General features: G+C 65.5%; 21 protein-coding genes and 1 tRNA gene. 14 read left to right on the top strand and 8 right to left on the bottom strand.

The genetic code is table 11. The features are described 5' to 3' along the window. Nucleotides 1-7: 7 nt before the first annotated feature. The 4 genes from ACQ1W9_RS06020 to ACQ1W9_RS06005 all read right to left on the bottom strand — a co-directional run bounded on the left by ACQ1W9_RS06020 (nucleotide 8) and on the right by ACQ1W9_RS06005 (nucleotide 4,174). Entirely contained in the window at nucleotides 8-850 is an 843-nt protein-coding gene (locus tag ACQ1W9_RS06020) for a rhomboid family intramembrane serine protease (RefSeq protein ID WP_346061268.1), read from the bottom strand. Nucleotides 851-1,355: 505 nt separating this feature from the next. Further along, nucleotides 1,356-2,345, bottom strand: coding sequence for a metallophosphoesterase (locus ACQ1W9_RS06015; protein WP_431025788.1), 990 nt, complete (start codon nucleotides 2,343-2,345; stop codon nucleotides 1,356-1,358). A gap of 1 nt (nucleotide 2,346) precedes the next feature. Beyond that, on the bottom strand, nucleotides 2,347-3,228 hold the full coding sequence (locus ACQ1W9_RS06010; RefSeq protein WP_431025787.1) for an NAD(+) kinase: 882 nt from the start codon (nucleotides 3,226-3,228) through the stop codon (nucleotides 2,347-2,349). Between the two features lie 73 nt (nucleotides 3,229-3,301). Continuing rightward, the gene (locus ACQ1W9_RS06005) at nucleotides 3,302-4,174 is read right to left on the bottom strand and encodes a carboxylate/amino acid/amine transporter (RefSeq protein ID WP_431025786.1); all 873 of its coding nucleotides are present in this window, start codon (nucleotides 4,172-4,174) and stop codon (nucleotides 3,302-3,304) included. A 24-nt stretch (nucleotides 4,175-4,198) separates the two neighbouring features. On the opposite strand from ACQ1W9_RS06005, the gene ACQ1W9_RS06000 reads away from it, so the two are divergent. Beyond that, a complete protein-coding gene (locus ACQ1W9_RS06000) occupies nucleotides 4,199-4,666 on the top strand; it encodes a DUF6314 family protein (protein WP_431025785.1) in 468 nt (155 codons plus the stop codon). 61 nt (nucleotides 4,667-4,727) lie between these two features. On the opposite strand, the gene glpK is transcribed toward ACQ1W9_RS06000, so the two are convergent. After that, on the bottom strand, nucleotides 4,728-6,248 hold the full coding sequence (gene glpK, locus ACQ1W9_RS05995) for a glycerol kinase GlpK (RefSeq protein ID WP_431025784.1): 1,521 nt from the start codon (nucleotides 6,246-6,248) through the stop codon (nucleotides 4,728-4,730). Nucleotides 6,249-6,319: 71 nt separating this feature from the next. Beyond that, nucleotides 6,320-7,129: an MIP/aquaporin family protein gene (locus ACQ1W9_RS05990; protein ID WP_431025783.1), complete on the bottom strand. Its 810-nt coding sequence runs from the start codon at nucleotides 7,127-7,129 to the stop codon at nucleotides 6,320-6,322. 445 nt (nucleotides 7,130-7,574) lie between these two features. Here ACQ1W9_RS05990 and glpD point away from each other — a divergent pair, with 445 nt between their 5' ends. Then, on the top strand, nucleotides 7,575-9,095 hold the full coding sequence (glpD, locus tag ACQ1W9_RS05985; RefSeq protein WP_431025782.1) for a glycerol-3-phosphate dehydrogenase: 1,521 nt from the start codon (nucleotides 7,575-7,577) through the stop codon (nucleotides 9,093-9,095). A 27-nt stretch (nucleotides 9,096-9,122) separates the two neighbouring features. On the opposite strand, the gene ACQ1W9_RS05980 is transcribed toward glpD, so the two are convergent. Next, nucleotides 9,123-9,410, bottom strand: coding sequence for a hypothetical protein (locus tag ACQ1W9_RS05980; RefSeq protein ID WP_431025781.1), 288 nt, complete (start codon nucleotides 9,408-9,410; stop codon nucleotides 9,123-9,125). 193 nt (nucleotides 9,411-9,603) lie between these two features. Between ACQ1W9_RS05980 and ACQ1W9_RS05975 the strand changes: the two genes are divergently transcribed. The 8 genes from ACQ1W9_RS05975 (at nucleotide 9,604) to putP (ending at nucleotide 18,988) form a co-directional block, all read left to right on the top strand. Beyond that, nucleotides 9,604-11,073, top strand: a complete 1,470-nt coding sequence (locus tag ACQ1W9_RS05975) for a dihydrolipoyl dehydrogenase (protein ID WP_431025780.1) — start codon at nucleotides 9,604-9,606, stop codon at nucleotides 11,071-11,073. A gap of 70 nt (nucleotides 11,074-11,143) precedes the next feature. After that, nucleotides 11,144-11,551 (top strand): CBS domain-containing protein, encoded by a 408-nt coding sequence (locus ACQ1W9_RS05970; RefSeq protein ID WP_346061254.1) that lies wholly within the window; start codon nucleotides 11,144-11,146, stop codon nucleotides 11,549-11,551. A gap of 402 nt (nucleotides 11,552-11,953) precedes the next feature. Next, a complete protein-coding gene (locus ACQ1W9_RS05965; RefSeq protein WP_431025779.1) occupies nucleotides 11,954-12,217 on the top strand; it encodes a hypothetical protein in 264 nt (87 codons plus the stop codon). 158 nt (nucleotides 12,218-12,375) lie between these two features. Next, a tRNA-Gly gene (locus tag ACQ1W9_RS05960) sits at nucleotides 12,376-12,449 on the top strand. An 87-nt stretch (nucleotides 12,450-12,536) separates the two neighbouring features. Further along, nucleotides 12,537-12,899, top strand: coding sequence for a hypothetical protein (locus ACQ1W9_RS05955; protein ID WP_431025778.1), 363 nt, complete (start codon nucleotides 12,537-12,539; stop codon nucleotides 12,897-12,899). A 67-nt stretch (nucleotides 12,900-12,966) separates the two neighbouring features. Beyond that, nucleotides 12,967-13,764, top strand: coding sequence for a helix-turn-helix domain-containing protein (locus tag ACQ1W9_RS05950; protein WP_431025777.1), 798 nt, complete (start codon nucleotides 12,967-12,969; stop codon nucleotides 13,762-13,764). Between the two features lie 123 nt (nucleotides 13,765-13,887). Beyond that, a complete protein-coding gene (putA, locus tag ACQ1W9_RS05945; RefSeq protein ID WP_431025776.1) occupies nucleotides 13,888-17,109 on the top strand; it encodes a bifunctional proline dehydrogenase/L-glutamate gamma-semialdehyde dehydrogenase PutA in 3,222 nt (1,073 codons plus the stop codon). 388 nt (nucleotides 17,110-17,497) lie between these two features. Next, entirely contained in the window at nucleotides 17,498-18,988 is a 1,491-nt protein-coding gene (putP, locus tag ACQ1W9_RS05940; RefSeq protein WP_431025775.1) for a sodium/proline symporter PutP, read from the top strand. Nucleotides 18,989-19,064: 76 nt separating this feature from the next. On the opposite strand, the gene ACQ1W9_RS05935 is transcribed toward putP, so the two are convergent. Next, nucleotides 19,065-19,331 carry a hypothetical protein gene (locus ACQ1W9_RS05935; RefSeq protein WP_346061248.1) on the bottom strand — a complete coding sequence of 89 codons (267 nt, stop codon included), beginning with the start codon at nucleotides 19,329-19,331 and terminating at the stop codon, nucleotides 19,065-19,067. A 276-nt stretch (nucleotides 19,332-19,607) separates the two neighbouring features. Between ACQ1W9_RS05935 and ACQ1W9_RS05930 the strand changes: the two genes are divergently transcribed. The 4 genes from ACQ1W9_RS05930 to ACQ1W9_RS05915 all read left to right on the top strand — a co-directional run bounded on the left by ACQ1W9_RS05930 (nucleotide 19,608) and on the right by ACQ1W9_RS05915 (nucleotide 23,274). Continuing rightward, on the top strand, nucleotides 19,608-20,216 hold the full coding sequence (locus ACQ1W9_RS05930) for an OmpW/AlkL family protein (protein WP_431025774.1): 609 nt from the start codon (nucleotides 19,608-19,610) through the stop codon (nucleotides 20,214-20,216). A 162-nt stretch (nucleotides 20,217-20,378) separates the two neighbouring features. Then, nucleotides 20,379-21,002 (top strand): OmpW/AlkL family protein, encoded by a 624-nt coding sequence (locus tag ACQ1W9_RS05925; protein ID WP_431025773.1) that lies wholly within the window; start codon nucleotides 20,379-20,381, stop codon nucleotides 21,000-21,002. 191 nt (nucleotides 21,003-21,193) lie between these two features. Beyond that, nucleotides 21,194-22,525, top strand: coding sequence for a branched-chain amino acid transport system II carrier protein (gene brnQ / locus ACQ1W9_RS05920; protein ID WP_431025772.1), 1,332 nt, complete (start codon nucleotides 21,194-21,196; stop codon nucleotides 22,523-22,525). Between the two features lie 122 nt (nucleotides 22,526-22,647). Further along, on the top strand, nucleotides 22,648-23,274 hold the full coding sequence (locus ACQ1W9_RS05915) for an OmpW/AlkL family protein (RefSeq protein WP_431025771.1): 627 nt from the start codon (nucleotides 22,648-22,650) through the stop codon (nucleotides 23,272-23,274). The last annotated feature ends 52 nt before the right edge of the window (nucleotides 23,275-23,326 follow it).

Here is a 23,326-nt window from a genome sequence, read left to right as displayed (position 1 = left end):
TCACTCCTCAGGATTGGCGGGCGCGGCCCGAATAATACCAGCCCAGGGCCAGGCCCACGACCAGGCCCCCCAGGTGGGCCTCGTTGGCCACATTGCCGAAGCCCACCGCCGCGGCCATATCGGTCATGGTGAAGACCATCCAACCGAGCATAAAGACCACCAGCATCTGGGGCACGAAGAAGCCGCTGCGGGGGGCGCGCCGCGACATCAGCCACACATAGCCGAGCAGGGCGAAGTCGACCCCGGACATGCCGCCGAACAGCACCGTGCCGGTGACGTACTGGGCCAGGTTGGCTCCCACCCCGCTCAGGGCCACGATCATCAGCATGCGGCCGCGGCCGTGCAGCGCCTCGATCTGGCGCCCGAAATACCATAACCAGAGCATATTGAAGATCAGGTGCATCCAGCCGAAATGCAGCAGCGCCGGGGTGAACAGCCGCCAGGGCTGGCCGAGGAGCACATCGCTCATGTCGCCCACCACCAGGCTGCCCCGGGCCACCGCCAGGGGCACGATGGCCAGCCAGGCGATCACCAGGTCGCCGAACAGCGCCATCAGGCCGAAGACCGCCAGGCAGGCGGCCAGCAGGCTGGCGGTGACCGGCGCCAGGCGGAAGGGCATCAGCCAGGCCGGGGTCGCGGCGCGCCGGGAAGCGCCCCGAGGCATCAGCGGCTCGCCGCGCTGCCAGCGCTCGATGAGCCGCAACAACTGCTGATGCTGTTCCGGGTCGGCCAGCCACAGGGTGTAGCCCTCGTCATCCTCGGTGAAGCGGTGGCCGATGTGGTGGGCCCAGAGGGCCTGACGCAGCGGGCGGGTGTCCACATCGCGGGGCAGGGTCAACACCTTGTACATGGGGCAGCGGTCCTCGAAGGGTTCCCGGCTAGTTTACCATCGGCATCGCCGCCGTCGGTAAGCGGGCCGCCGCGGCCCCAGGGCTATCGCAGTTAGCACTCTTTGTGCACGGAGGCCCGGGGCTACCCTGGGGGCAGGCACTACGCAAAGACGCTGTGAATCCGTCCATGGACGCTCGACTTTTTCGTCCCTGAAAAAGACGCTTTGCTCCGGCCTGCCCCCAGCGCCCTCAGCGATTCCAACGATGATGCCATGACCAGCCCTTCCGGCCTTAAGAAGCTAAATAGAATCCGGCCGGAACCGGGAGTTAGCGGACCGCCGCGGTCCCACTGTTCCATTTCCAAGGCACTCCATTTCCAAGGCACTCCATTTCCAAGGCACAAGAAAAAGTCCGGCGGAGGGGCCGCCGGACAAGAGCAAGGGATCATTCAAGGGAACACCTAGTGAGATGACCAGGCGGCGACTTGGTTCAGCGGTTCTCCCGGGAATTTTGTAACCCTTCGTATCAATCGCAATCGATCTCCCAGGGGCGTGGCCGGGCCTCTTCGTCCCGGGGCACGTCCACCCAGACGAAGTGGTCGGCATTCAGGCGTGCCTCGCCGCTCCAGCGGTAGGCCACCAGGCGACCGAACTTCACCGCGCTGTAGTCGAGACAGGCGATATTGTGGGTCGGCAGGGCCGGGATGCCCTCGCACCAGTAGTGGCCGATAAACAGCGGCGGCTCCTCGGGACCGTAGTAGCTGAGGCTATTCCGCTCGTTGCGGCTAAGGGGGCGCCACTCCAGGTCGCCGGGCAGGTTATCGGGCTGGAAGACCACGTCACCATAGGTACGCGGGTGGCGGGCCCAGAAGTGGGTGCGAAAACTCTGGCGGGTAAAGCCGTCCCCGGAGTGGATGCTGATATTCTCCGGCAGGCGCAGGTGGCTGCCCCGGGTCAGGCGGTCGAGGATGCGAAAAGCCGCGCTGCCGGGATGCACCGACTCGCGGAGGAAAGCCTCATCCATGCGCGCCTCGGGCAACCGGGCCCGCAATTCCGCCACCAGGGCGTGATCCCAGCAGGCATGCACCACCCGCAGGCCCTCGAGCTCCAGCACCAGCGGGATCTGCATAAACCAGGTCAGGGTATCGTCCCACTCCGCCGGGTGGTCGTGGTACTGCTCCAGGGTCTCCTTGATGATGCGGTTATGGCGGGGGCTATGGGGCCGGAGCCAGCCCTGTCCCTCGCCGTCCGGGTGACAGTAGGCCAGGGCGTTGTATTCATGATTGCCCATCACGATCAGCGCCTCGCCCTCCTCCACCATGCGCCGGGCGATGCGTACCGCCAGGCGGATACGCGGCCCCCGGTCGATCAGATCGCCGAGGAAGATCACCCGGCGCCGTGGATGACGATAGACGCCGCCGCGCCGATGGTAGCCCAGCTTCTCGAGCAGGGCCGCCAGGGTGGCGCCACAGCCGTGCACGTCACCGATCAGGTCATAGCCTTCGCATCCACTCATCTCAGCTCCCCAGGCGGCTGCTCCAGCCGAGCTTGCTGCGACACACCTCGTAGTAATTATGGCCCGGCGGGTGCACCAGCTTCAGGCGCTGGGGCTTGCGGCGGACATAGAGGACGTCGTCGGGCTTGGAGACCACCCGGGTCTGGCCGTCGCAGCTGACATGGGGATAGGCCTCGTTGGTCTCGCCGATATGGATGCGGATCTCCGAGGCGGCGTCGATGACGATGGGGCGACTGGAGAGGGTATGCGGGAACATCGGCACCAGGGTGATGGCATCGATGCGCGGGTGGACGATGGGGCCGCCCCCGGAGAGGGCATAGGCGGTGGAGCCGGTGGGGGTGGCGATGATCAGCCCATCGCTGCGCTGGCTGTAGACGAACTGGTCGTCGATAAACAGCTCGAACTCGATCATGCGCACCGCCTTGCCGGGGTGCACCACCACGTCGTTGAGGGCATCGGCGCCGCCCACCAGGACGTCGTTGCGATAGACCTCGGCATCGAGCAGGAAGCGCTCCTCGATCGCGTAGTCGCCGGCCAGCACCTGGCCGACCTTCTCCTCCAGGTCGTCCGGGGAGATATCGGTGAGGAAGCCCAGGCGCCCACGATTGACCCCCAGCACCGGAGTGCCGCTGCGGCAGAAGGCGCGGGCCGCGCCGAGCAGGCTGCCGTCGCCCCCCACCACGATCACCAGGTCGCAGATCTCGCCCAGCAGGCTGCGACTGGCCTCCTGCTGGCCGTGATCGAGCAGCACGGTGGCGGTGCGATCCTCGAGGATCACATGGTAACCGCCCTCGTGGAGAAAGCGGATCAGGCGCTTGAGGGTCTCCACGACCTGGGCGCTGCCCAGGCGGCCGATCAGGCCGATGGTCTTGAAGGCTGTCATAGGCTCGGCGTCTCCCTTCGAGGCCGCTCATTATGCGGCCCCGACAGACCCCGAGCAAACTTGGCTTGGTGATTCAGGCCCGCGCCGCCAGGCTCCGGCGACGCACCCACCATTCGTTGACCAGCAAGGAGGCGACGATAATGGCGCCCCCCAGGACCAGGCGCGTCAGGTCCGCCTCGTGGTTCCAGATCAGCAGGTTGACCAGCAGTCCCGCCGGGATCAGGGCATTGTTCATGATCGCCAGGGCGCCGGCATCCACCCGCGTCGCCCCCTGGTTCCACAGGAAGTAGCCGAGCCCCGAGGCCACCAGCCCCAGCCAGGCCAGCACGCCCCAGTGCAGGGTGGTGGTGGGCAGCCGCTCGGCATTGCCGAAGAGCAGGAAGGCGAGCACCACCAGGGCCAGGGCGCCCAGATAGAACCAGCCGAAGGCGCCATGCCGGGGCAGGTCATCGGGCAGGTGCGGCGCCAGATGGCGGTAGGCCACCTGGCCGAAGGCAAAGCACAGGTTGGCCCCCTGCACCACCAGGAAACCCAGCCAGAAGCCGCTATCCACGCCGTCATAGCGGATCACCGCCGCCCCCAGGACGGCGATGGCCGCGGTGACCAGGTAGAATGGCGAGAAGCGCCGGGCCAGGGCATCGTCGAGCAGGGTCACGTAGAGTGGCGTGAAGATGGTGAAGAGCAGTACCTCCGGCACCGACAGCAGCAGGAAGGACTGGTAGAAGAAGATATACATCAGCCCCAGCTGGATGGCGCCGATCCCCATCAGCGCCAGCTTCTGCCTCCCCGGCAGCCGGCGCGGCCTCAGGAAGGGCAGGAACAGCAGGGTCGCCAGGACGATACGCACCAGCACCGCGAAGTAGCTGTCCACCTGACCGGACAGGTAGACGCCGATCAGCGAGAAGGAGAAGGCCCAGAGGCCGGTGACTCCGATCAGATAGCCCATGGTAAACCTCGAAGGAAAGTAAAGTTGACCGCGATTATACGCCTCGCCGAGTGCCTGACCAGTATCCGCCGCCTCGCTTTCATCTCACGCCCGGGCCCCGATTCCCGCAGCGGCTGGGCGGGCCGCGCCAGGGGTGAAGTACGGGTCGAGGTGAGCGTCGAGGCGCAGGACAAGACGATCCGCTTTTTCGAGAGCGGCACCTTCCTCCTCGAGGGGCGGGCGACGCCGGTGCCCTTCAGTAACTGCTACCGCTGGGAGCTGGGTGACACACGCATCGCCCTCTTCCATGAGCGCCGCGGCGCCGACCAGGCAGTATGGCTCTTCGCCCTGATTGCCCAGGGCCCGGCGTCCCTGGTCAGCGCCGAGGCGCACCTGTGCGGCGAGGATCGCTACCGGGCCCGCCTGAGCCTGGTGGACGAGGGCTTCGACCTGAGCTGGACCATCCAGGGGCCGCGCAAGGACGAGTCCCTGAGTTATCGCTACCGCCGCTGAACACAAAAAAGCCCCGAACGGGTCGGGGCAAGAGGCTACGAGAGAGACTGTCGGGGCCGCGTCAGTCGGCGGCCGCCTCTTCGGCATCCTCGCGCTCCCAGTCCATGGTGCGCTTCACCGCCTTCTTCCAGCCGCGATACTTGCGGTCACGCAGTTCGGGGGCCATCTGCGGGGAGAAAAGGCGATCCAGCTCCCCCTTGGCGGCCACCTCCTGCTGGGTCCAGATCCCCACGGCGATGCCCGCCAGGTAGGCGGCCCCCAGGGCGGTGCTCTCGGTGACCCGTGGGCGCTCCACGTCCACCCCCAGCATATCGGCCTGGAACTGCATCATGATGTTGTTGGCCACGGCGCCCCCGTCCACCCGCAGTGACTTGAGGGTGATCCCCGAGTCGGCCTGCATGGCATCGATCACGTCCTTGGTCTGGTAGGCCAGGGAGTCCAGGGTGGCGCGGGTAATATGCTCCTTGCGGGTGCCCCGGGTCAGGCCGAACATGGCGCCGCGGGCGTACATGTCCCAGTAGGGGGCCCCCAGCCCGGCGAAGGCCGGCACCACATAGACGCCACCGGCATCGTCCACCTTGCCGGCGTAGTACTCGGAGTCCTCGGCGGAGTCGATCAGCTTGAGCTCGTCGCGCAGCCACTGCACCGCGGCCCCGGCGATAAAGATGGAACCCTCCAGGGCGTACTCGACCCGGCCGTCGATGCCCCAGGCGATAGTGGTCAGCAGCCCGGACTTCGACGGCACCGGGGTCTCGCCGGTGTTCATCAGCAGGAAGCAGCCGGTGCCATAGGTGTTCTTGACCATGCCCGGCTCGAAGCAGGCCTGGCCGAACAGGGCCGCCTGCTGGTCACCGGCGATACCGGCGATGGGAATCCGCGCACCGCCGAACATCTCGGCACCGGTGGTGCCATAGACCTCGCTGGAGGAGCGCACCTCGGGCAGCATGCTGGAGGGAATGCCCAGCACATCCAGCATGCGTCCATCCCACTCCAGCTCGCGGATGTTATAGAGCAGGGTGCGGGAGGCATTGCTGTAGTCGGTCACGTGACGTTCGCCGCGGGTCAGGTTCCACACCAGCCAGCTGTCCATGGTGCCGAACAGCAGGTCGCCACGCTCCGCCCGCTCCCGGGCCCCCGCCACGTTGTCGAGGATCCAGCGCACCTTGGTGCCGGAGAAGTAGGCGTCGACCACCAGGCCGGTGGTGTCACGGATATAGGCCTCCAGCCCCTGGGCCTTGAGCTCGTCGCAGAATTCCGCGGTGCGGCGATCCTGCCAGACGATGGCGTTGTAGATCGGCCGGCCGGTGTGGCGATCCCAGACCACGGTGGTCTCGCGCTGGTTGGTGATGCCGATGGCGGCCACCTCGGAGGGCTTGATGCCGTTGGTCTCGAGCACCTCCCGGGCGACCCCCATCTGGCTGCCCCAGATCTCCATGGCGTCGTGCTCGACCCAGCCCGGCGTGGGGTAGTGCTGAGTGAACTCCTTCTGGGCGATGCCGACGATGCGGGCATCACGGTCGAAGAGAATCGCGCGACAGCTGGTGGTGCCCTGATCGAAGGCGAGAATATAGGGTTTGTGCATGGCGTTCAGACTCCTGGCTCCAACGGTTATTGTCATTGTGAGACATACGGGCGGACCTGTCCGAGCAAGGCTCAGGCATCCGCCACGGAAGTGCGTTTCAGGGCCCCCAGGACCCCGGCGGCCAGGCTGATGGCGACGATTCCCAGGGCCACCCCCACCGCCAGGCCGCTGTTCTCGATAAACACGTGCCGATAGAAGAGGGCGCCGGCGATGCCGCCCAGCAGCGGCCCCACCACGGGCACCCAGGCATATTTCCAGTTGCTGCCGCCCTTGCCGGCGATGGGCAACAGGTAATGGGCCAGGCGCGGCCCCAGGTCGCGGGCCGGGTTGATGGCGTAGCCGGTGGTCCCGCCCAGGGAGAGGCCGATGGCCACGATCAGCAGGCCGATGATCAGCGGATTGAGGCCCTCGCTGAAGGTATTGGCACCGATGGCCAGCACCCCCAGCACCAGCACGAAGCTGCCGACGATTTCGCTGATCAGGTTGGCCGGCGCATGGGCAATGGCCGGCGCGGTACAGAACACCGCCAGCTTGGCATCGGCATCCTCGGTGGCTTCCCAGTGGGGGAAGTAATGCAGCCAGACCACCAGGGCCCCCACGAAGGCACCGATCAGCTGAGCGATGACATAGACGGGCACCAGGCGCCAGGGAAATTCCCCGATGGTGGCCAGGCCGATCGTGACCACCGGGTTGATATGGGCCCCGCTGAACTGCCCCACCGCATAGATGGCCATGGCCACCCCCAACCCCCAGCCGAAGGTGATCACGATCCAGCCACTGGCCTCGGCCTTCGAGCCCTTGAGGACCACCCCGGCGACCACCCCGCCGCCGAAGATGATCAGGATCATCGTCCCGATTAGCTCACCCAGAAAGGGAGTCATCACGCTCTCCATTGTCGTTTTGGTTGTCATGTCATGCCGCGGCCGACCCACGCCTCCCCGGTCGATCCGGGGCGCCCAAGCGGAGGTCGACACTCCAACAGAGGACTCTCAAACATCGACCACGAATGAAATCGAACATCAATTCATTCTCAATGTTTGATTACGATCACGAATCTAGCCACCAAGCCGTCGACACACAACAAAAACGCACCTTCAAGAGATACGACATTCGTCTAACCCAGCCGTATGGCGATCCGTTTCACGCCAGAGAATCCGCGAATTTACCATTGAAAATCAACGAAATAATCATAACCCCTCGTCCCCTTCCCGCTGCCGGCGCAGGAACGGCTCCTCGCGAACGCTTGATGTTCAACTGGCCTTCTTCTATTTTCGTTTTCAACCATCAGCACTTTTTGCGGATTCATAACGACAACGGAAGCACACCATGGCCTCGCAGACTCCCCTTCTCGATCTCTTCGTTATCGGTGGCGGTATCAACGGCACCGGCATCGCCAATGACGCCGCCGGTCGCGGCCTCCGGGTCGCCCTGTGCGAACAGCGTGACCTGGCCAGCGCCACCTCCTCGGCCAGCAGCAAGCTGATTCACGGCGGCCTGCGCTATCTGGAGCATCGCGAGTTTCGCCTGGTCCGCGAGGCCCTCAAGGAACGCGAGGTGCTGCTCAAGAAGGCGCCGCATATCATCTGGCCGCTGCGCTTTATCCTGCCCCACCGCCCTCACCTGCGCCCGGCCTGGATGATCCGCACCGGCCTCTTCCTCTATGACCACCTGGGCAAACGCGACAGCCTGGCCGGATCCCGGCGCCTGCGCTTCGCCGGCCAGGGCCCCCTCAAGCCCGAGATCACCCAGGGCTTCGAGTACTCCGACTGCTGGGTCGACGATGCGCGCCTGGTGGTCCTCAATGCCCTTCAGGCCAAGCAGCAAGGGGCCGAGATCCTGGTCGGTACCCGCTGCGTCCAGGCACGCCAAGTGGACGATGTCTGGGAAGTCACCCTGGAAGAGAGCGCCAGCGGGCGCCGTCAGACCCGCCGTGCCAGGGCGCTGGTCAATGCGGCGGGCCCCTGGGTGGAGGAGTTTATTCGCGAGGGTACGGAGCGGCGCTCCCGTTACGGTATCCGCATGATCCAGGGCAGCCACCTGATCGTGCCGCGGATCCACGACGACGAGCGCGCCTATATCCTGCAGAATCAGGATGGCCGCATCGTCTTCGTGCTGCCCTACCAGCAGGATTTCAGCCTGATCGGCACCACCGACCGCCGCTACCGGGGCGATCCGGCCCAGGTGCGGATCAGCGATGAGGAGACCGGCTATATCCTCGCCGTGGTCAACGAGCACTTCCGCACCCAACTGAGCCGCGACGACGTGGTCTCCTCCTATTCGGGGGTGCGCCCGCTGTGCGACGACGAGTCCACCGACCCCTCCGCCATGACCCGCGACTACACCCTCGACCTGGACACCCAGGGCCCTCCCCTGCTGTCGGTGTTCGGCGGCAAGATCACCACCTACCGCAAGCTGGCCGAGAGCGCCCTGGCCCAGTTGGCCCCCCACCTACCCGACATGGGCCCGGCCTGGACCGCCGAGTCCCCCCTGCCCGGCGGCAATATCGGCAGCCAGGCGGCCTTCGTGGCGCGACTGCTGGCCGACTATCCCTTCCTGGGTGAGGCCCGGGCGCGACGCTTCGCCGCCAGCTATGGCAGCCTGTGCCTGGAGTTCCTGCGCGACTGCCGGGGGGAGGCCGACCTCGGCGAGGACTTCGGCGCCGGCCTGAGCCGCCGCGAAGTGGACTACCTGGTGGAGCGGGAGTGGGCGCGCAGCGCCGAGGACATCCTCTGGCGGCGCACCAAGCTGGGACTGCGCCTGAGCGATACCGAACTCCAGCGCCTGGAGGCCTATCTGGCCGAGCACCTGACGCCCCCGGCCACTACCACCAGGGAAGCGGCCTCCTGAGGCCAACAAATTTGCATCTCGGAAACTTCAAGACTTCTTGCGCCGGGGCCTTATCAGCGGCGCCTCGGCGTGCCCCTCGGCCTCGTAGTGCAGGTGCGCCTCGGGGTCGATCTTCTGCCCCAGCGCCTCGGCCTCACCGGCCAGCTCGTCGTGATAGCGCGCCCAGTCCTCCCAGTCGTGGGGGGTCCCCGCCCGGGGCGGACGCTGGCCCGACTGACGGGCCCGGGACCAGGCCAGCTCCTCCAGGGTATTGGGCTTGTCCTCGTCCTTGCCGATCGCCACGCCCTTCCTGGCCAGGTATTCGCGTGCATCCATGATGACTCGCCTCCCACTCTTGATTACTCGTGACTATCAAATCATTCAAACCAATCAACTTTATCTAGCATAACGCGCCACGGATACTGCCGTTACTACGCCATGGCACCCACACCGGAGACTCACTAGATTGGAAGGGTCTCGCGCGGCGAGGTTCCAGGGCCGCCCTCGTTAACGGAAGAAGGAAAGCACGATGCAAGAACGCCAGGTCGATATCGCCATTATCGGCGCCGGTACCGCCGGCCTGGGGGCCTACCGGGCCGCCAAGCAGCATGGCGGCGAGGTGGTGATGATCGAGTCCGGTCCCTATGGCACCACCTGTGCCCGGGTCGGCTGCATGCCCTCCAAGCTGCTGATCGCCGCCGCCGAGGCGGCCCATCAGGCCCGGCATACCGACCTCTTCGGCGTGCATGTGGAGGGCCGGATTCGCGTCGATGGCGAGGCCGTGATGGACCGGGTCAAGCGTGAGCGGGATCGCTTCGTTGGCTTCGTGGTCGACTCGGTGGAGCGGCTGCCCGAGGCCGATCGCCTGCGCGGCCATGCCCGCTTCGTCGATCCCCATACCCTGATCGTCGATGAGCATACTCGGGTGCATGCCAAGCGCATCGTGATCGCCACCGGCTCGCGGCCCAGCTATCCGGACTTCTTCCATGCCGCCGGCGATCGCCTGGTGGTCAACGACGATCTCTTCGAGTGGAACGACCTGCCCGCGTCGGTGGCCATCTTCGGCCCCGGCGTCATCGGCCTGGAGCTGGGTCAGGCCCTGCACCGCCTGGGGGTGCGGATCCGCCTGTTCGGCGTCGGTGGCGCCCTGGGCTCGCTTCAGGACCCCGACCTGCGCGCCTACGCCGATCGTACCTTCAACCGGGAGTTCTATGTCGATCCGGACGCCAAGGTGGAAACCATCGAACGGGATGGCGAGGCGGTGGTGATCACCTTTATCGAACGCGGCAGTGGCAAGCGCCTTACCGAACGCTTCGACTACCTGCTGGCGGCCACCGGACGACGCCCCAATGTGGATCGCCTGGATATCGACCAGGCCCATCTCGCCCTGGACGAGCGAGGTATCCCCGACTTCAGCCCTCATACCCTGCAGTGCCGCAATGCCGATGGCGGCCCCAGCCATATCTTTATCGCCGGGGACGCCAACCAGCAGTTGCCGTTGCTGCACGAGGCCAGCGACGAGGGACGCATCGCCGGTGACAATGCCGGCCGCTACCCGGAGCTGCGTGCCGCCCAGCGTCGCGCACCGTTGGCCGTAGTGTTTAGCGACCCGCAGATGGCCAGCGTCGGCCTCGGCTATGCTGAACTCGAGCGACGCCACGGCGGCTGCGACTGCCTGGCCATGGGAGAAGTCTCCTTCGAGGATCAGGGCCGCTCCCGGGTCATGGGGGTCAATCGCGGCCGGATGCGGGTCTATGCCGAGCAGGGCAGCGGGCTCTTCCTCGGGGCCGAAATCTTCGGCCCCCGAGCCGAACACCTGGCTCACCTGCTGGCCTGGGCCCTGCAGCAGCGACTGACGGTGGCGCAGATGCTGGCCATGCCCTTCTATCACCCGGTGATCGAGGAGGGGCTACGCACCGCACTGCGTGACCTGAATGCCAACCTCCAACTCGGCGAGCGCATCGTCGAGCGCTGCATGGAGTGTGGCCCCGGTGACTGACCGACGGCATCGCTCGCTCTGGCCGGCCCGCGAGAGCGGGCCGGCACGACCGCAGCAAAGGAGACTCGCCATGCCCAACAAGGCGCCTACCACCGTCCGTGAGATCATGTCCCGCGACTGCTATCGGGTCCGCGGTAACGCCTCGGTGTCCAACCTTGTCGAAGGGCTGGCACTCCACCGCCTGCCTGGGGCGCCGGTCGTCGACGACCGCGATAACCTGATTGGCTTTATTTCCGAACAGGACGTGCTCGGCAAGCTGCTGGAGAGCACCTACCTCAATGACGAACCGCCCCTGATCAAGGAACTGATGCGCCACGAGGTGCTCTCGGTGACGCCCAACAAGAGCATCACCGACCTGGCCCAGGAGATGCTGGGCACCAAGCCCAAGGTCTACCCGGTGGTGGAGCAGGAACGCCTGGTGGGCATCGTCACCCGACGCGATGTGATCAATGCCATCCTGCGGATGCGCAAACGCTAGCCCCCGGACCGCCCTTCCCTTTCCCCGCCCCGGCTTCGTCCGGGGCGGTTGCTGTATGACCGACGATCGCCAGGCAAAGAAAAGCCGCCCGGGCCTAAGCACGGGCGGCAAAAGGGATCGAAACGCAAGCTCCAATGGAAACTCAGTGCGACTGCCATCGACTGAATTCATCGTGCTCGCCTTCAGTGTGACCACGGGCCGGCGAAAATTCTCCACGCCCAAGCAAACTTTCTGTCCGCACTTTCAACACTCTTGCCTGATTCGTGGCAACCCCTTGTTCCAGCGAGCTCTTTCCTCCAGATACGACAACCCCTGTCGGCAATGGCTGACAGCATTACCGAGCCTCACCTGCCACTCTGGTACTAGGGCACAGGAAGTACCACGCTTCACAGGAGGCTCAGCATGCCAGCGATTCATGTCTACCAGACCGACACTCAGCACTGGGCCATCGACTGCGCCTGCGGGGCCCGGGAAACGGCGCCTAGCCTGTCGCGCATCGGTGGCGACTTCAGCGCCCGGCGCCTGCGCCTCGACACCTATGTGCAATGTCGCTGCTGCGGTCGCGGCATTCAGGTCGCCATCGCTCGCCAGGGCCAGATCAGCCTCTCCCAGCGCTTTCCCCTGCTGACGCCCCAAGAAGGGCCCTTGGCCCACTTTACCGCCTGAGGCGAATCACGAACCTGGAGAACGCCGCCGGCCTCGGCGGCGTTCGTGCTTCTCGCCGTGGAGAATCATGAAAGATCAATCAGTTAGCGGGAAAGGCCGCAGAAAGCCCCATCGCGGCTTGCAAGCCTAAGCATTTGCTTTTACTATCATTCCGCTTCGCGGGTGTAGCTCAATGGTAGAGCAGAAGCTTCCCAAGCTTAAGACGAGGGTTCGATTCCCTTCACCCGCTCCACTATTTCCCCTCGTGTCGCTGCTTCTTCGCTCCCCCGGCTCGCGCAAGTTCTCGCCCAAGCGGCACGCGTCCCACGAGCGGTTGCCCATGGCGCTATTCCTGCTGATCTTTGCCGTCTGCCTGCTGATTATCGGTGGCATGGTGGCCATCCTGCTGCTCTCGCGCACGCCCCGCTACCGCACCGAGGCCGAAGACCTGCTGGCGCTGTTCGACCGTGCCCTGGAGGGCACGGTACAGGAGACCGAGTGGCAGACCCTAGTCAACTACCCGATCCGCCATGATGACGCCCTGGAGGGCATCCGCCGCCGCGCCCAGCGCCTGATGGACGAGCATGGCCGCCCCTGGCAGGCCGCCCAGGGTGGCAAGCTCTTCACCCGGGAAGGCTGCGCCGAACTGGCGGCACTCCGCGAGCACCTGGCTCGCCATCAGGCACGGCGACAGTCCCGGTAACGTCCGTAAGGCCAAAGACTGATATAATGGCTCGCCTGCGCCGTTTGCCGAAGCTCGAGGTCGCGCCATGCCCAGTGCCATCCGCCTGATCCCCCTCGACAATACCACCCGCCACCATGACCACGACTTCCACCAGATCGTGATCGGGCTGACCGGCCACGCAGAATTCGAGATCGAGGGGCTGGGCGGCTCCATCGCCCCCCTCTCCGGCTGCATCGTCCCCGCCAGCCATGTGCACTACTACGAAGGCATCGGCGACAACCGCCAGCTGATTCTCGACCTGCCCGGAGACGCGGCCCCCCTGACCGGCCACTACCATGCACTGGCCCGACTCTTCGACGCGCCGCGCTTCTTCGCCCTGGACGAGCCCCTGCGCCGCTACCTGGCCTTCGTGACCCTGGAACTGGAGCAAGCTCGCGCCCCGGTGCCGCGGCTTCAGGATGATCTGCTCACCGCCACCCTGCTGGGCTGCCTGCACGCCCGCCTGCTTCCCGAAGAGCGCCCCCAGCCCGGTCGCCCCCTGGATCTGCGCACCCTGGATCGCTTTATCGACCGCCATCTGGCCAGCCACCTGACGGTAGCCGACCTGGCTCAGGAGGCCTGCCTCAGCGAGGCGCACTTCAGCGAGCGCTTCCGCCGCCAGACCGGCCTGCCCCCCTACCAGTATCTGCTGCGCAAGCGCCTGGAGGCGGCCCATCGCCTGCTGGTCTCGAGTCGTTTGCCGCTGTCGGAGGTCGCCGCCCTCACCGGCTTCGCCAACCAGAGCGCCCTCTCCCACGCCTTTCGACGCCACTATGGCCACCCCCCCGGCCAGCTACGGCGGATACCTTCCCAGCGGCTCGCCAGCACTCGACCAAAGTCGTAATTTTCGCGGCTTTTTGTCACAGACCCCGGCTTTTTGACAATTCCTGCCGAGAAATTGGCAAGACGCTCACGACTCTCCCACCCTACATTCAAGCCATCCAAAAAAGGCTTCCGGGAGAGTGACATGCTCACAGCCAAGACCCTGCTCGACGCATCCACCTGGCAACAGGACCTCGATACCCTCTTCCAGCGTATCAGCGATCACTACATCGTCGACGAGGATACCTTCGTGGGTGAGCTGGTGAACTTCCTCTCCGCCGATGAGGCCGATTTCAAGCGCATCGCCGGAAAGACCGCCGAGCTGGTGCGGGAAGTGCGCGAGATGGATACCGCCGTGGATACCATCGACGAGCTGCTGCAGCAGTACAGCCTGGATACCCACGAGGGGCTGATGCTGATGTGCCTGGCCGAGGCCATGCTGCGCATCCCCGACAAGGAGACCGCCGATGCACTGATCGAGGACAAGCTGGGCCCGGCGGACTGGCAGTCCTATGTGGGGCAGAGCGATTCCTGGCTGGTCAACGCCTCCACCTGGGGCCTGCTGATGACCGGCCGGGTCGTCACCATGGACAAGCCCAGGGACGGCAAGCCCAGGGACGGCAAGCCCAGGGACGGCAAGCCCAGCGGCTTCATCAACAAGCTGGTCAACCGCATGGGCGAGCCGGTGATCCGCCGCGCCATGCGCGAGGCGATGAAGGTAATGGGCAAGCAGTTCGTCCTCGGTCGCGATATCGACGAGGCGCTGAAGCGTTCCAGGCCGCTGTTCGACAAGGGGTATACTTACTCCTACGACATGCTCGGCGAGGCCGCCCGCACCCGCAAGGATGCCCAGCGCTACTTCGACGACTACGCCCTGGCCATCGAGCGGGTCGGCAAGACCAGCCAGGCGCTGCCCGCCAAGACGCCGGCCCCCTCGGTCTCCATCAAGCTCTCGGCGCTGCACCCGCGTTACGAGTTCGGCCGCCGCGGCCAGGTCCTCGAGGAGCTGACCGCCACGGTCCGCGAGCTGGTCGCCCTGGCCCGGGAGCGCGAGGTGGCCATTACCATCGATGCCGAGGAGGTGGATCGCCTGGAGCTGTCGCTCGAGGTATTCCGCGCCGTCTACGAGAGCGACGCCGCCAAGGGCTGGGGGCACTTCGGCCTGGTGGTGCAGGCCTACTCCAAGCGCGCCCTGCCCGCCCTGCAGTACCTGACCCGCCTGGCCGGCCTGCAGGGCGACGAGATCCCGGTTCGCCTGGTCAAGGGCGCCTATTGGGACAGCGAGATCAAGGAGTCCCAGCAGCTCGGCGTCGATGGCTACCCGGTCTTCACCCGCAAGGCCAGCACCGACGTGGCCTATCTGGTATGCGCCAACTACCTACTGTCGGACAACACCCGGGGGCGTATCTTCCCGCAGTTCGCCACCCATAACGCCCATACCATCAGCGCCATCCTCGAACTGGCCAACGCCGCCGACCGCCGGCTGGAGTTCCAGCGCCTGCACGGCATGGGCGAGGCGCTCTATGACGCCGCCCTGAGGCGCGCCCCCCGGGGCACCTACTGCCGCATCTATGCCCCGGTGGGGGCCCACAAGGACCTGCTCCCCTACCTGGTCCGCCGCCTGCTGGAAAACGGCGCCAACTCGTCATTCGTTCATCAGCTGGTGGACCCCAAGGTGCCGGTGGAGTCGCTCTGCGTGCACCCGGTGGAGACCCTGAACCAGCACGAACGCTACGCCAATCATCGCATCCCGCTGCCGCGGGATATCTATGGACCACAACGCAAGAACTCGCGGGGAGTGAACTTGAATATTCGCAGCCACTACCAGCCGCTCATGGACAAGATGGCGGGCTTCATGGACAAGACCTATCGTGCCAAGCCGCTGCTGGCCGTGGCGGTGGCCGACGACGCCGCCCAGACCCATGAAGTGACCTGTCCTTTCGACCGCAATCAGCGGGTGGGCAGCGTGCAGTGGACCACCCAGGAGCAGGCCGCCCGGGCCGTGGATGCCGCCTGGGCCGCCTTCCCCCGCTGGGAGGCCACCCCGGTAGCGGAGCGGGCCGCCATCATTCGCCGCCTGGGCGACCTGATGGAAGAGCATATGGCAGAGCTGATGACGCTGTGCTCCCGGGAGGGTGGCAAGCTGCTCACCGACGGCGTCGACGAGATCAAGGAGGCGGTGGATTTCTGCCGCTACTACGCCATGCGCGCCGAGGCGCTGTTCGCCGAGCCCACCGCCCTGCCCGGGCCCACCGGCGAGTCCAACGAGCTGATGCTGGGCGGCAAGGGCGTCTTCGCCGCCATCAGCCCCTGGAACTTCCCGGTGGCGATCTTCTGCGGCCAGGTGGTGGCCGCCGCCGTGGCCGGCAACACCGTGCTGGCCAAGCCCGCCGAGCAGACCTCGATCGTCGCCCACCGGGTCATCGAGCTGCTGCATGAGGCCGGCATGCCCCGCGACGTGGTGCAGCTGCTGCCCGGCGACGGTCCCACCGTGGGCAGCGTGCTCAGCGGCGACCCGCGCATCACCGGGGTGGTCTTCACCGGCGGCACCGACACCGCCCAGATCATCAACCGCGCCCTGGCGGCCCGGGAAGGCGCCCCGCTGCCGACCCTGATCGCCGAGACCGGCGGCATGAACGCCATGATCGTCGACTCCACCGCACTGCCCGAGCAGGTGGTGGCCGACGTCATCCAGTCCGCCTTCCAGAGCGCCGGCCAGCGCTGCTCGGCGCTGCGCGTGCTCTACCTCCAGGACGACGTGGCCGACCGGGTCATCGAGATCCTCGAGGGCGCCATGGCCGAGCTGCGCGTGGGCGACCCCCGCGACCTGGGCACCGACGTGGGCCCGGTGATCGACGAGGACGCCCGTCGGGGGCTGATGGCGCATATCGAGACGCTCAAGGGCGAGGGCCGGCTGCTGGCCGAGACCCGCCTCGATCCCGCCCATACCGCCCACGGTACCTTCGTGGCCCCGGCGGCCTTCCAGATCGACGGCATCGAGGCCCTGGAGCGCGAGCAGTTCGGGCCCATCCTGCATATCGTGCGCTACAAGGCCAGCGAGCTGGACCGGGTGATCGAGTCGATCAACGGCCGCGGCTATGGGCTGACCTTCGGCGTGCACAGCCGCAACGAATCCTTCGCCGAGGCGATCGCACAGAAAATCCGTGTCGGCAACGTCTACGTGAACCGAAATATCATCGGCGCCGTGGTCGGGGTCCAACCCTTCGGCGGCCAGGGCCTCTCCGGCACCGGCCCCAAGGCCGGCGGCCCGCACTACCTGCTGCGCTTCGCCACCGAGAAGACGCTGACCATCAATACCGCCGCCCTCGGCGGCAATGCCTCCCTGCTGGCCCTGGGGGACGATTAAGCACTCAGAGGCGGGGCCATGCTTGGCCCCGCCTTTTTCCAGGCATGAAACTCGACCGCCATGTGAGCTCGACCGTACCGTCGATGGGGCCATGCGGGCCTGCGCCGCCCGGGCTCGGGAAATGGCGGAAGACTTTGGCGACCACTAATATCTAATCAAGCGGCCGATTCCCGAGCCACGAATCGGCCACCACCCACATACGCACACGGCAGCTGCCGCATGCAGTCACACGACAAAGGGAGTCGGCCCTATGCTTGCTGACGACATGGCCATCGGCTTCACCTTCGCGCGCAACCGGATCATGATGCTCGCCATCAGCGTCCTGGCCTGCATGCGTGCCAACAACCTGTCGGATCTGCATCCGGCCTAATAAACTGGAGAAGTTTTTATGGCTATTGGGGTTTGGATCAGTCTTTTTGCCTACTTTGCGCTTATGATCGCCATCGGCTTGTATGCGATGCGCAAATCCACATCCACGTCGGAAGATTACATGCTGGGTGGCCGGGCTCTCAGTCCGCAAGTGGCGGCCCTGTCGGCCGGGGCTTCGGACATGAGCGGCTGGTTGCTGCTGGGCTTGCCCGGGGCAATGTTCGTATCCGGCCTGGGTTCGGCCTGGATCGGTATCGGCCTGCTCGTGGGTGCGTTCTTCAACTGGACCCTGGTCGCACCACGCCTTCGCGAACAGACGGTGCACTATGGTAACGCGATAACCATTCCGGAATTCCTGGCAAACCGGTTTCCGACTCGGGCAATGTCGCTGAGAACGGTGTCCGCGATCGTCATCGTCGTCTTCTTCGCGGTTTACACGGCGTCAGGCCTGGTGGCAGGCGGCAAGCTGTTCGAGAGCGCCTTTTCCGGAGTGATCAACATTGGTGGCCTGAGCGACTACGCCGCGGGGGTCGTCATCACACTGGGCGTGGTGCTTGTCTATACCGTCATCGGCGGCTTCCTGGCCGTGAGCATGACGGACTTCGTGCAAGGCTGCATCATGATGCTGGCACTGGTGATCATGCCGGCGGTGGTGCTCTTTGGCGAAGGTGGCGGCGGTTTCTCCCAGGCGTCACAGACCCTGAATGAAGTCGATCCCACGCTACTGTCGTGGACGGAGGGACTGACATTTATTGGCTGGCTGTCTGCGGTGACCTGGGGGTTGGGGTATTTCGGGCAACCGCACATCATCGTGCGTTTCATGGCCATCCGCACCCTGAAGGATGTTCCCATTGCCCGTAACATCGGCATGAGCTGGATGCTCATCTCGCTGGTCGGGGCGATCTCTCTGGGTGTGTTCGGCCGGGCCTATGCGATCCGCAATGGCATGGATGTCCAGGATCCGGAAACGATCTTTATCATCCTGGCGGATCTGCTGTTCCATCCGCTGATCACCGGTTTCCTCTATGCCGCCCTGCTCGCGGCGATCATGAGCACCATTTCCAGCCAGCTCCTGGTGTCGTCTTCGTCACTGACCGAGGACTTCTACCGCCTGTTCCTGCGTAAAGAGGCGACGGACAAGGAAACCGTCGGCGTCGGCCGGATCAGTGTCGTACTGGTGGGTTTGGTTGCGGCCGTTATCGCGTCAGACCCGGACTCTCAGGTCCTGGGACTGGTCAGTAACGCCTGGGCAGGCTTTGGTGCAGCCTTCGGCCCGCTCATCATCCTGTCGCTGATGTGGTCGCGCACCAACGGCGCCGGCGCCATCGCGGGCATGGTGGTGGGTGCCGTCACCGTGATGATCTGGATTTCACTGGGCTGGAACGGAGAGTTCATGGGGGGGCCCGGTGTCTACGAGATCATTCCTGGCTTTATCGCTTCGTTCATTGCCATCCTGGTGGTGAGCAGTGTGACTGCCGATGCCGGTGAATATCAGCAAATCCAGCGCTGAAGGAGCGCGCATCACGCGCTCAACGTGAGGCATACGGCATCGGGCCGCCCCAGGGCGGCCCGATGCCATTCTCGTATCAAGACCATAGCGCCAGCAGCAGCCAAAGCACCGTGAAGCTCCCCAGCAGGGGCCAGCACAGCGGCTCCCCCAGCAGGCGCCGCCCCCAGGCGCTCTTCAAACGCAGCCCTCCCCCGACCATAAAGCCCGCGCCCAGGGCCCAGGCACCCAGCGCTACCATCACCAGGCGCCATGGCCACCCCAGGGCACCGATTACCTGGGGCTGCCATAGCAGCCCCATGGCCAACAGGGCGGAGACTCCCAACGCCATCATGGAACGCCCCATGCACACCTCCTTGCGATCGCTCGTGCCCTTCCCCAGTAAAGAAGAGTCGTGGGCAGAGAGCGAATGACACCTCGCGACAAGACCTATACAAAAATGCGACCAATCTTCACCGAGAGAAGGCCTAAATTAGGCTGAACATCCGATAAACCGCGGCAATACGCCTAATCGCGTCGATAGTTATTTTCTACCTGCAAAAAAGAACAGCGTTTTCTATACTGTTCTTGTAGAATGCTACGAGCCCTAGATGGCTCGAGATCGAAACGTAAGGAGACTCCCATGACCCTGATGCCCCGCCTTGTTACCGCAACCTTGCTCGGCGCCAGCCTGCTGGCCAGTCAGGCGGCCCTGGCTTTCGAGGCCGGCGACGTCTACGTTCGCGGCGGCGTCGCCCAGAGCGAGCCCCGTTCCAACAACGGCGACGTTGCCGGCAGCCGCCTCGATATCGATGACGCTCGCGGCTTCACCTACGGTATCGGCTATATGTTCTACGGTAACCTGGGTGTCGAGCTGAGCGGCAGCGAGAAGTTCGAGCATGATCTGACCCTGGGTGGCGGCAGCCTCGGCAGCATCGATCGCATGCCCGTCAACCTGATGCTCAACTATTACCCCATGGGCAGCCTGGACTCTCGGGTACAGCCCTATGTGGGGGCCGGTCTCAACTACACCCGCTTCTCCGGCGAGCCCGAGGGACTCGATGCCCGCCGCTCCTACGGCGCCGCGGGGCAAGTGGGTATCGACCTGGCCATCACCGACAACCTGATGCTCAATGGCTCCGTCAACTACGCCGACGTGGATACCCACATCAGCAATAGCGATGGCGAACGCCTGGGCACCGCCAAGGTCGACCCGGTGACCATCGGGGGTGGTATCACCCTGCGCTTCTAAGCCCACTCTTGCCGTTGATGCCTGCCTACGCCGAGCAAGCGGCGTAGGCTTTTTCTTACACAAGCTATCGGCATCGACGTCTCGAGGCGTGGGAGATTCCCCGTTACCCTGGGGCATCCCAATGCTCGTGGCCACCATGGCCGAACTTCAAGGAGGAACCCTATGAGCAACGCCAAGTGGCTCGCCAGCGCGCTCACCGCTACCACCCTGGCCCTCGCCGCTCAGTCCGCCCTGGCCTATAGTGCCGGCGATGTCTTCGTACGCGGCGGTTTTGCCAAGACCGACTCCCGCTCCAGCATCGACCTGGCCGATCCGGGCAACTTCCAGACCGACCTGGACATTCGCGATGGGCGTGGCTTCACCTACGGCCTGGGTTATCTGTTCCACGATAACTTCGGCATCGAGCTCTCCGGCAGCCAGCGCGTCAAGCATGACGTAGCGATCGGCACCCCGGTGGGCTTCGAAGGCAGCTTCCGTCGCCTGCCCATCAACCTGATGGCCAACTACTATCCCCTGGGCGGTCTCGATTCGCGGGTTCAGCCCTATGTGGGCGGCGGCCTCAACTACACTCGCTTCTCCGGCGAGCCCGCGGGTGTCGATATGGATGACTCCTACGGCATCGTGGGCCAGGTCGGTGTCGATCTGGCCATCACCGATAACCTGATGCTCAATGGCTCGCTGAACTATGCCGACGTGGGCAGCGATATCTCTTACCGGGGAGAGGACCTGGGCGAAGCGAAGCTGGACCCGCTGACCATCGGCGGCGGTTTCACCCTGCGTTTCTAAGCGCCACTCCATCCGCGCTCCAGCGCCGGGCCCTCGGGTCCGGCGTTGTTGTCTCCAAGTCTTGACCTGGCGATTCCCTGCCGGCACCGGCCAGGCTCGCTATTTTTGCTAGCGATTACCTATTACGAGATAATATCGACCGCCAAGTCACCTGAACGTCGAACGTTCTCTACGCAGTAGGTACCTCTCCCGTGAAAACACGCCTCTCCGGCCTCGAGCTGCTGGCGCTAGGTTTTATGACCTTCGCGCTCTTCCTCGGGGCCGGCAATATCGTCTTTCCGCCCCAGGTGGGCGTCGGTGCCGGCACCGACTTCTGGCCCGCCGCCCTGGGCTTTCTGACCACCGCCGTGGGCCTGCCGCTGCTCGGCATCCTCGCCGTGGCCCGGGTCGGCGGCGGCCTCGAGACCCTCACCGCGCCCCTGCCTCGCCTGGCCGCCCTCGCCTTCGGCCTGGGCATCTACCTGGCCATTGGCCCCCTCTTCGCCCTGCCGCGTACCGGCACCGTGGCCTTCGAGATGGGCATGCGGCCCTTCGTCGCGCTCTCAGGGAGCGCCGAGCCGCCCCTGTACTCGCTGCTGCACTCGCTACTCTTCTTCGGCCTGGCCACCCTGCTGGCCCTGATGCCGGGGCGGCTGATGGATATCATCGGCAAGTGGATCACGCCACTGCTGATCCTGCTGCTGGGGCTGATCGCCCTGGCGACCCTGGTCGCCCCCCAGGGCCCCCTGGGCGAGACCCAGGCCGGCTGGCGGGCCGCCCCCTTTACCGAGGGCTTTCGCAACGGTTACCTGACCATGGATACCCTCGCCTCCCTGGTCTTCGGCATCCTGATCGTCACCGCCATCCGCGACCGCGGTATCCGCGAGCCTCGCCTGATCGCCCGCTACACCCTGGGGGCGGGTATCATCGCCGCGACCTGCCTGGCCGCCGTCTATCTGCCGCTGACCTATATGGGCGCCACCAGCCACGAGCTCGCCGCCCAGGCCGGCAGCGGCGAGTTGATTCCCGCCTATGTGGCGGCGCTGTTCGGCCCCTGGGGCCCGGTGCTGCTGGCGGCGGTCATCACCCTGGCCTGCCTGACCACCGCCGTGGGCCTGCTGAGCGCCTGCGGCGAGTACTTTCATGGGCTCTGGCCGCGGCTACCCTATCGGCTGCTGGTCATCGCCATGGGCGCCTTCGCCACCCTGGTGGCCAACCAGGGCCTGGAGTCCCTGATCCGGGTCTCCATTCCGGTGCTGGTCACCCTCTACCCGCCGGCCATCGTGCTGATCCTGCTGTCGCTGATTCGTCCCTGGCTAGGCGATGCACCGCGGGTCTTCGCCTGGGCCCTGAGCCTGACCCTGGCCGCCAGCCTGCTGGACGGCCTGGTGGCCACCGAGCTGGAGGGCCTTGCGGATACCGCCCGCACCCTGCAGCGGCACCTCCCCCTCGGCGAGACCAGCTTCGGCTGGCTGCTGCCGGCGCTGGCCGGCAGCCTGGTGGGGCTGGCCGGCGGGCGCCATCAACGCCTCCGGGAAGCTTGAATATTCAGGAACTTGCGCTGGATCAATAACCCCGGGTGACGACCTTGTCTTGGGTCAAGATTCGCCGTCGCCCGGGCGGGTAGCCTAGTCGTCATAGGCTTTCACCGATAAAGGAGCTCCGCATGCGCACGTCCTCTTTGGCTTCCCTGCTCGCCGGCGGCCTGGCCGCCGCCACCCTGATGACCAGTACCCAGGCCCTGGCCTATGGCGCCGGCGACCTCTACACCCGCCTGGGCATCGCCAAGGTGGCTCCCAAGAGCGATAACGGCAGCCTGGTCAATGGTACGGTCGCCGCCGATGTCCAGGACGAGAACGGCTTCGCCTTCACCCTGGGTTACCGTTTCCACGACAAGCTGGGCCTGGAGCTGCTGGCGGCCCTGCCCTTCGAGCATGACGTGAATCTCAATGGCGCCAACCTGGCCTCCACCAAACACCTGCCGCCCACCCTGACCCTGCAGTACTACCCGCTGGGCGGCACCGAGGCGCGGGTTCAGCCCTATGTGGGCGCCGGCATCAACTACACCCACTTCTCCGACGAGTCCAGCGCCCTGGGCGACCTGAGCCTGGATGACTCCTGGGGCGCCGCCGGCCAGTTGGGGGTGGACCTGCTGATCGACGAGCACTGGGCGCTCAATGCCGCGGCCTGGTACCTGGATATCGATGCCGACGCCACCCTGGGCGGCGCCGACATCGGCACCGTCAATATCGACCCCTGGGTGGTAATGGGCGGTATCAGCTTCCGCTACTAGGTTTCCTGCGCTGATCAACGCCTCGGGCCCGCCCAAGATGGCGGGCCCGAGT

Source organism: Halomonas sp. H5 (assembly GCF_050613175.1).
Classification (GTDB): Bacteria; Pseudomonadota; Gammaproteobacteria; order Pseudomonadales; family Halomonadaceae; genus Bisbaumannia; species Bisbaumannia salifodinae.
Note: the sequence above shows the minus strand (reverse complement) of the source record. Positions and strands in the feature narration are given on the sequence as shown.

What these genes read in the sequence shown, in the direction of transcription:
- ACQ1W9_RS05965 (WP_431025779.1), top strand. Translation starts at nt 11,954, where the DNA reads ATGCCAGCGATTCATGTCTACCAGACCGACACTCAGCACTGGGCCATC.
- ACQ1W9_RS05950 (WP_431025777.1), top strand. Translation starts at nt 12,967, where the DNA reads ATGCCCAGTGCCATCCGCCTGATCCCCCTCGACAATACCACCCGCCAC.
- ACQ1W9_RS05975 (WP_431025780.1), top strand. Translation starts at nt 9,604, where the DNA reads ATGCAAGAACGCCAGGTCGATATCGCCATTATCGGCGCCGGTACCGCC.
- ACQ1W9_RS06005 (WP_431025786.1), bottom strand. Translation starts at nt 4,174, where the DNA reads ATGGGCTATCTGATCGGAGTCACCGGCCTCTGGGCCTTCTCCTTCTCG.
- putA (WP_431025776.1), top strand. Translation starts at nt 13,888, where the DNA reads ATGCTCACAGCCAAGACCCTGCTCGACGCATCCACCTGGCAACAGGAC.
- ACQ1W9_RS05915 (WP_431025771.1), top strand. Translation starts at nt 22,648, where the DNA reads ATGCGCACGTCCTCTTTGGCTTCCCTGCTCGCCGGCGGCCTGGCCGCC.
- ACQ1W9_RS05925 (WP_431025773.1), top strand. Translation starts at nt 20,379, where the DNA reads ATGAGCAACGCCAAGTGGCTCGCCAGCGCGCTCACCGCTACCACCCTG.
- ACQ1W9_RS05970 (WP_346061254.1), top strand. Translation starts at nt 11,144, where the DNA reads ATGCCCAACAAGGCGCCTACCACCGTCCGTGAGATCATGTCCCGCGAC.
- ACQ1W9_RS05990 (WP_431025783.1), bottom strand. Translation starts at nt 7,129, where the DNA reads ATGACTCCCTTTCTGGGTGAGCTAATCGGGACGATGATCCTGATCATC.
- putP (WP_431025775.1), top strand. Translation starts at nt 17,498, where the DNA reads ATGGCTATTGGGGTTTGGATCAGTCTTTTTGCCTACTTTGCGCTTATG.
- ACQ1W9_RS05930 (WP_431025774.1), top strand. Translation starts at nt 19,608, where the DNA reads ATGACCCTGATGCCCCGCCTTGTTACCGCAACCTTGCTCGGCGCCAGC.
- ACQ1W9_RS06015 (WP_431025788.1), bottom strand. Translation starts at nt 2,345, where the DNA reads ATGAGTGGATGCGAAGGCTATGACCTGATCGGTGACGTGCACGGCTGT.
- ACQ1W9_RS05980 (WP_431025781.1), bottom strand. Translation starts at nt 9,410, where the DNA reads ATGGATGCACGCGAATACCTGGCCAGGAAGGGCGTGGCGATCGGCAAG.
- ACQ1W9_RS06020 (WP_346061268.1), bottom strand. Translation starts at nt 850, where the DNA reads ATGTACAAGGTGTTGACCCTGCCCCGCGATGTGGACACCCGCCCGCTG.
- ACQ1W9_RS05955 (WP_431025778.1), top strand. Translation starts at nt 12,537, where the DNA reads ATGGCGCTATTCCTGCTGATCTTTGCCGTCTGCCTGCTGATTATCGGT.
- ACQ1W9_RS06010 (WP_431025787.1), bottom strand. Translation starts at nt 3,228, where the DNA reads ATGACAGCCTTCAAGACCATCGGCCTGATCGGCCGCCTGGGCAGCGCC.
- glpD (WP_431025782.1), top strand. Translation starts at nt 7,575, where the DNA reads ATGGCCTCGCAGACTCCCCTTCTCGATCTCTTCGTTATCGGTGGCGGT.
- glpK (WP_431025784.1), bottom strand. Translation starts at nt 6,248, where the DNA reads ATGCACAAACCCTATATTCTCGCCTTCGATCAGGGCACCACCAGCTGT.
- ACQ1W9_RS05935 (WP_346061248.1), bottom strand. Translation starts at nt 19,331, where the DNA reads ATGGGGCGTTCCATGATGGCGTTGGGAGTCTCCGCCCTGTTGGCCATG.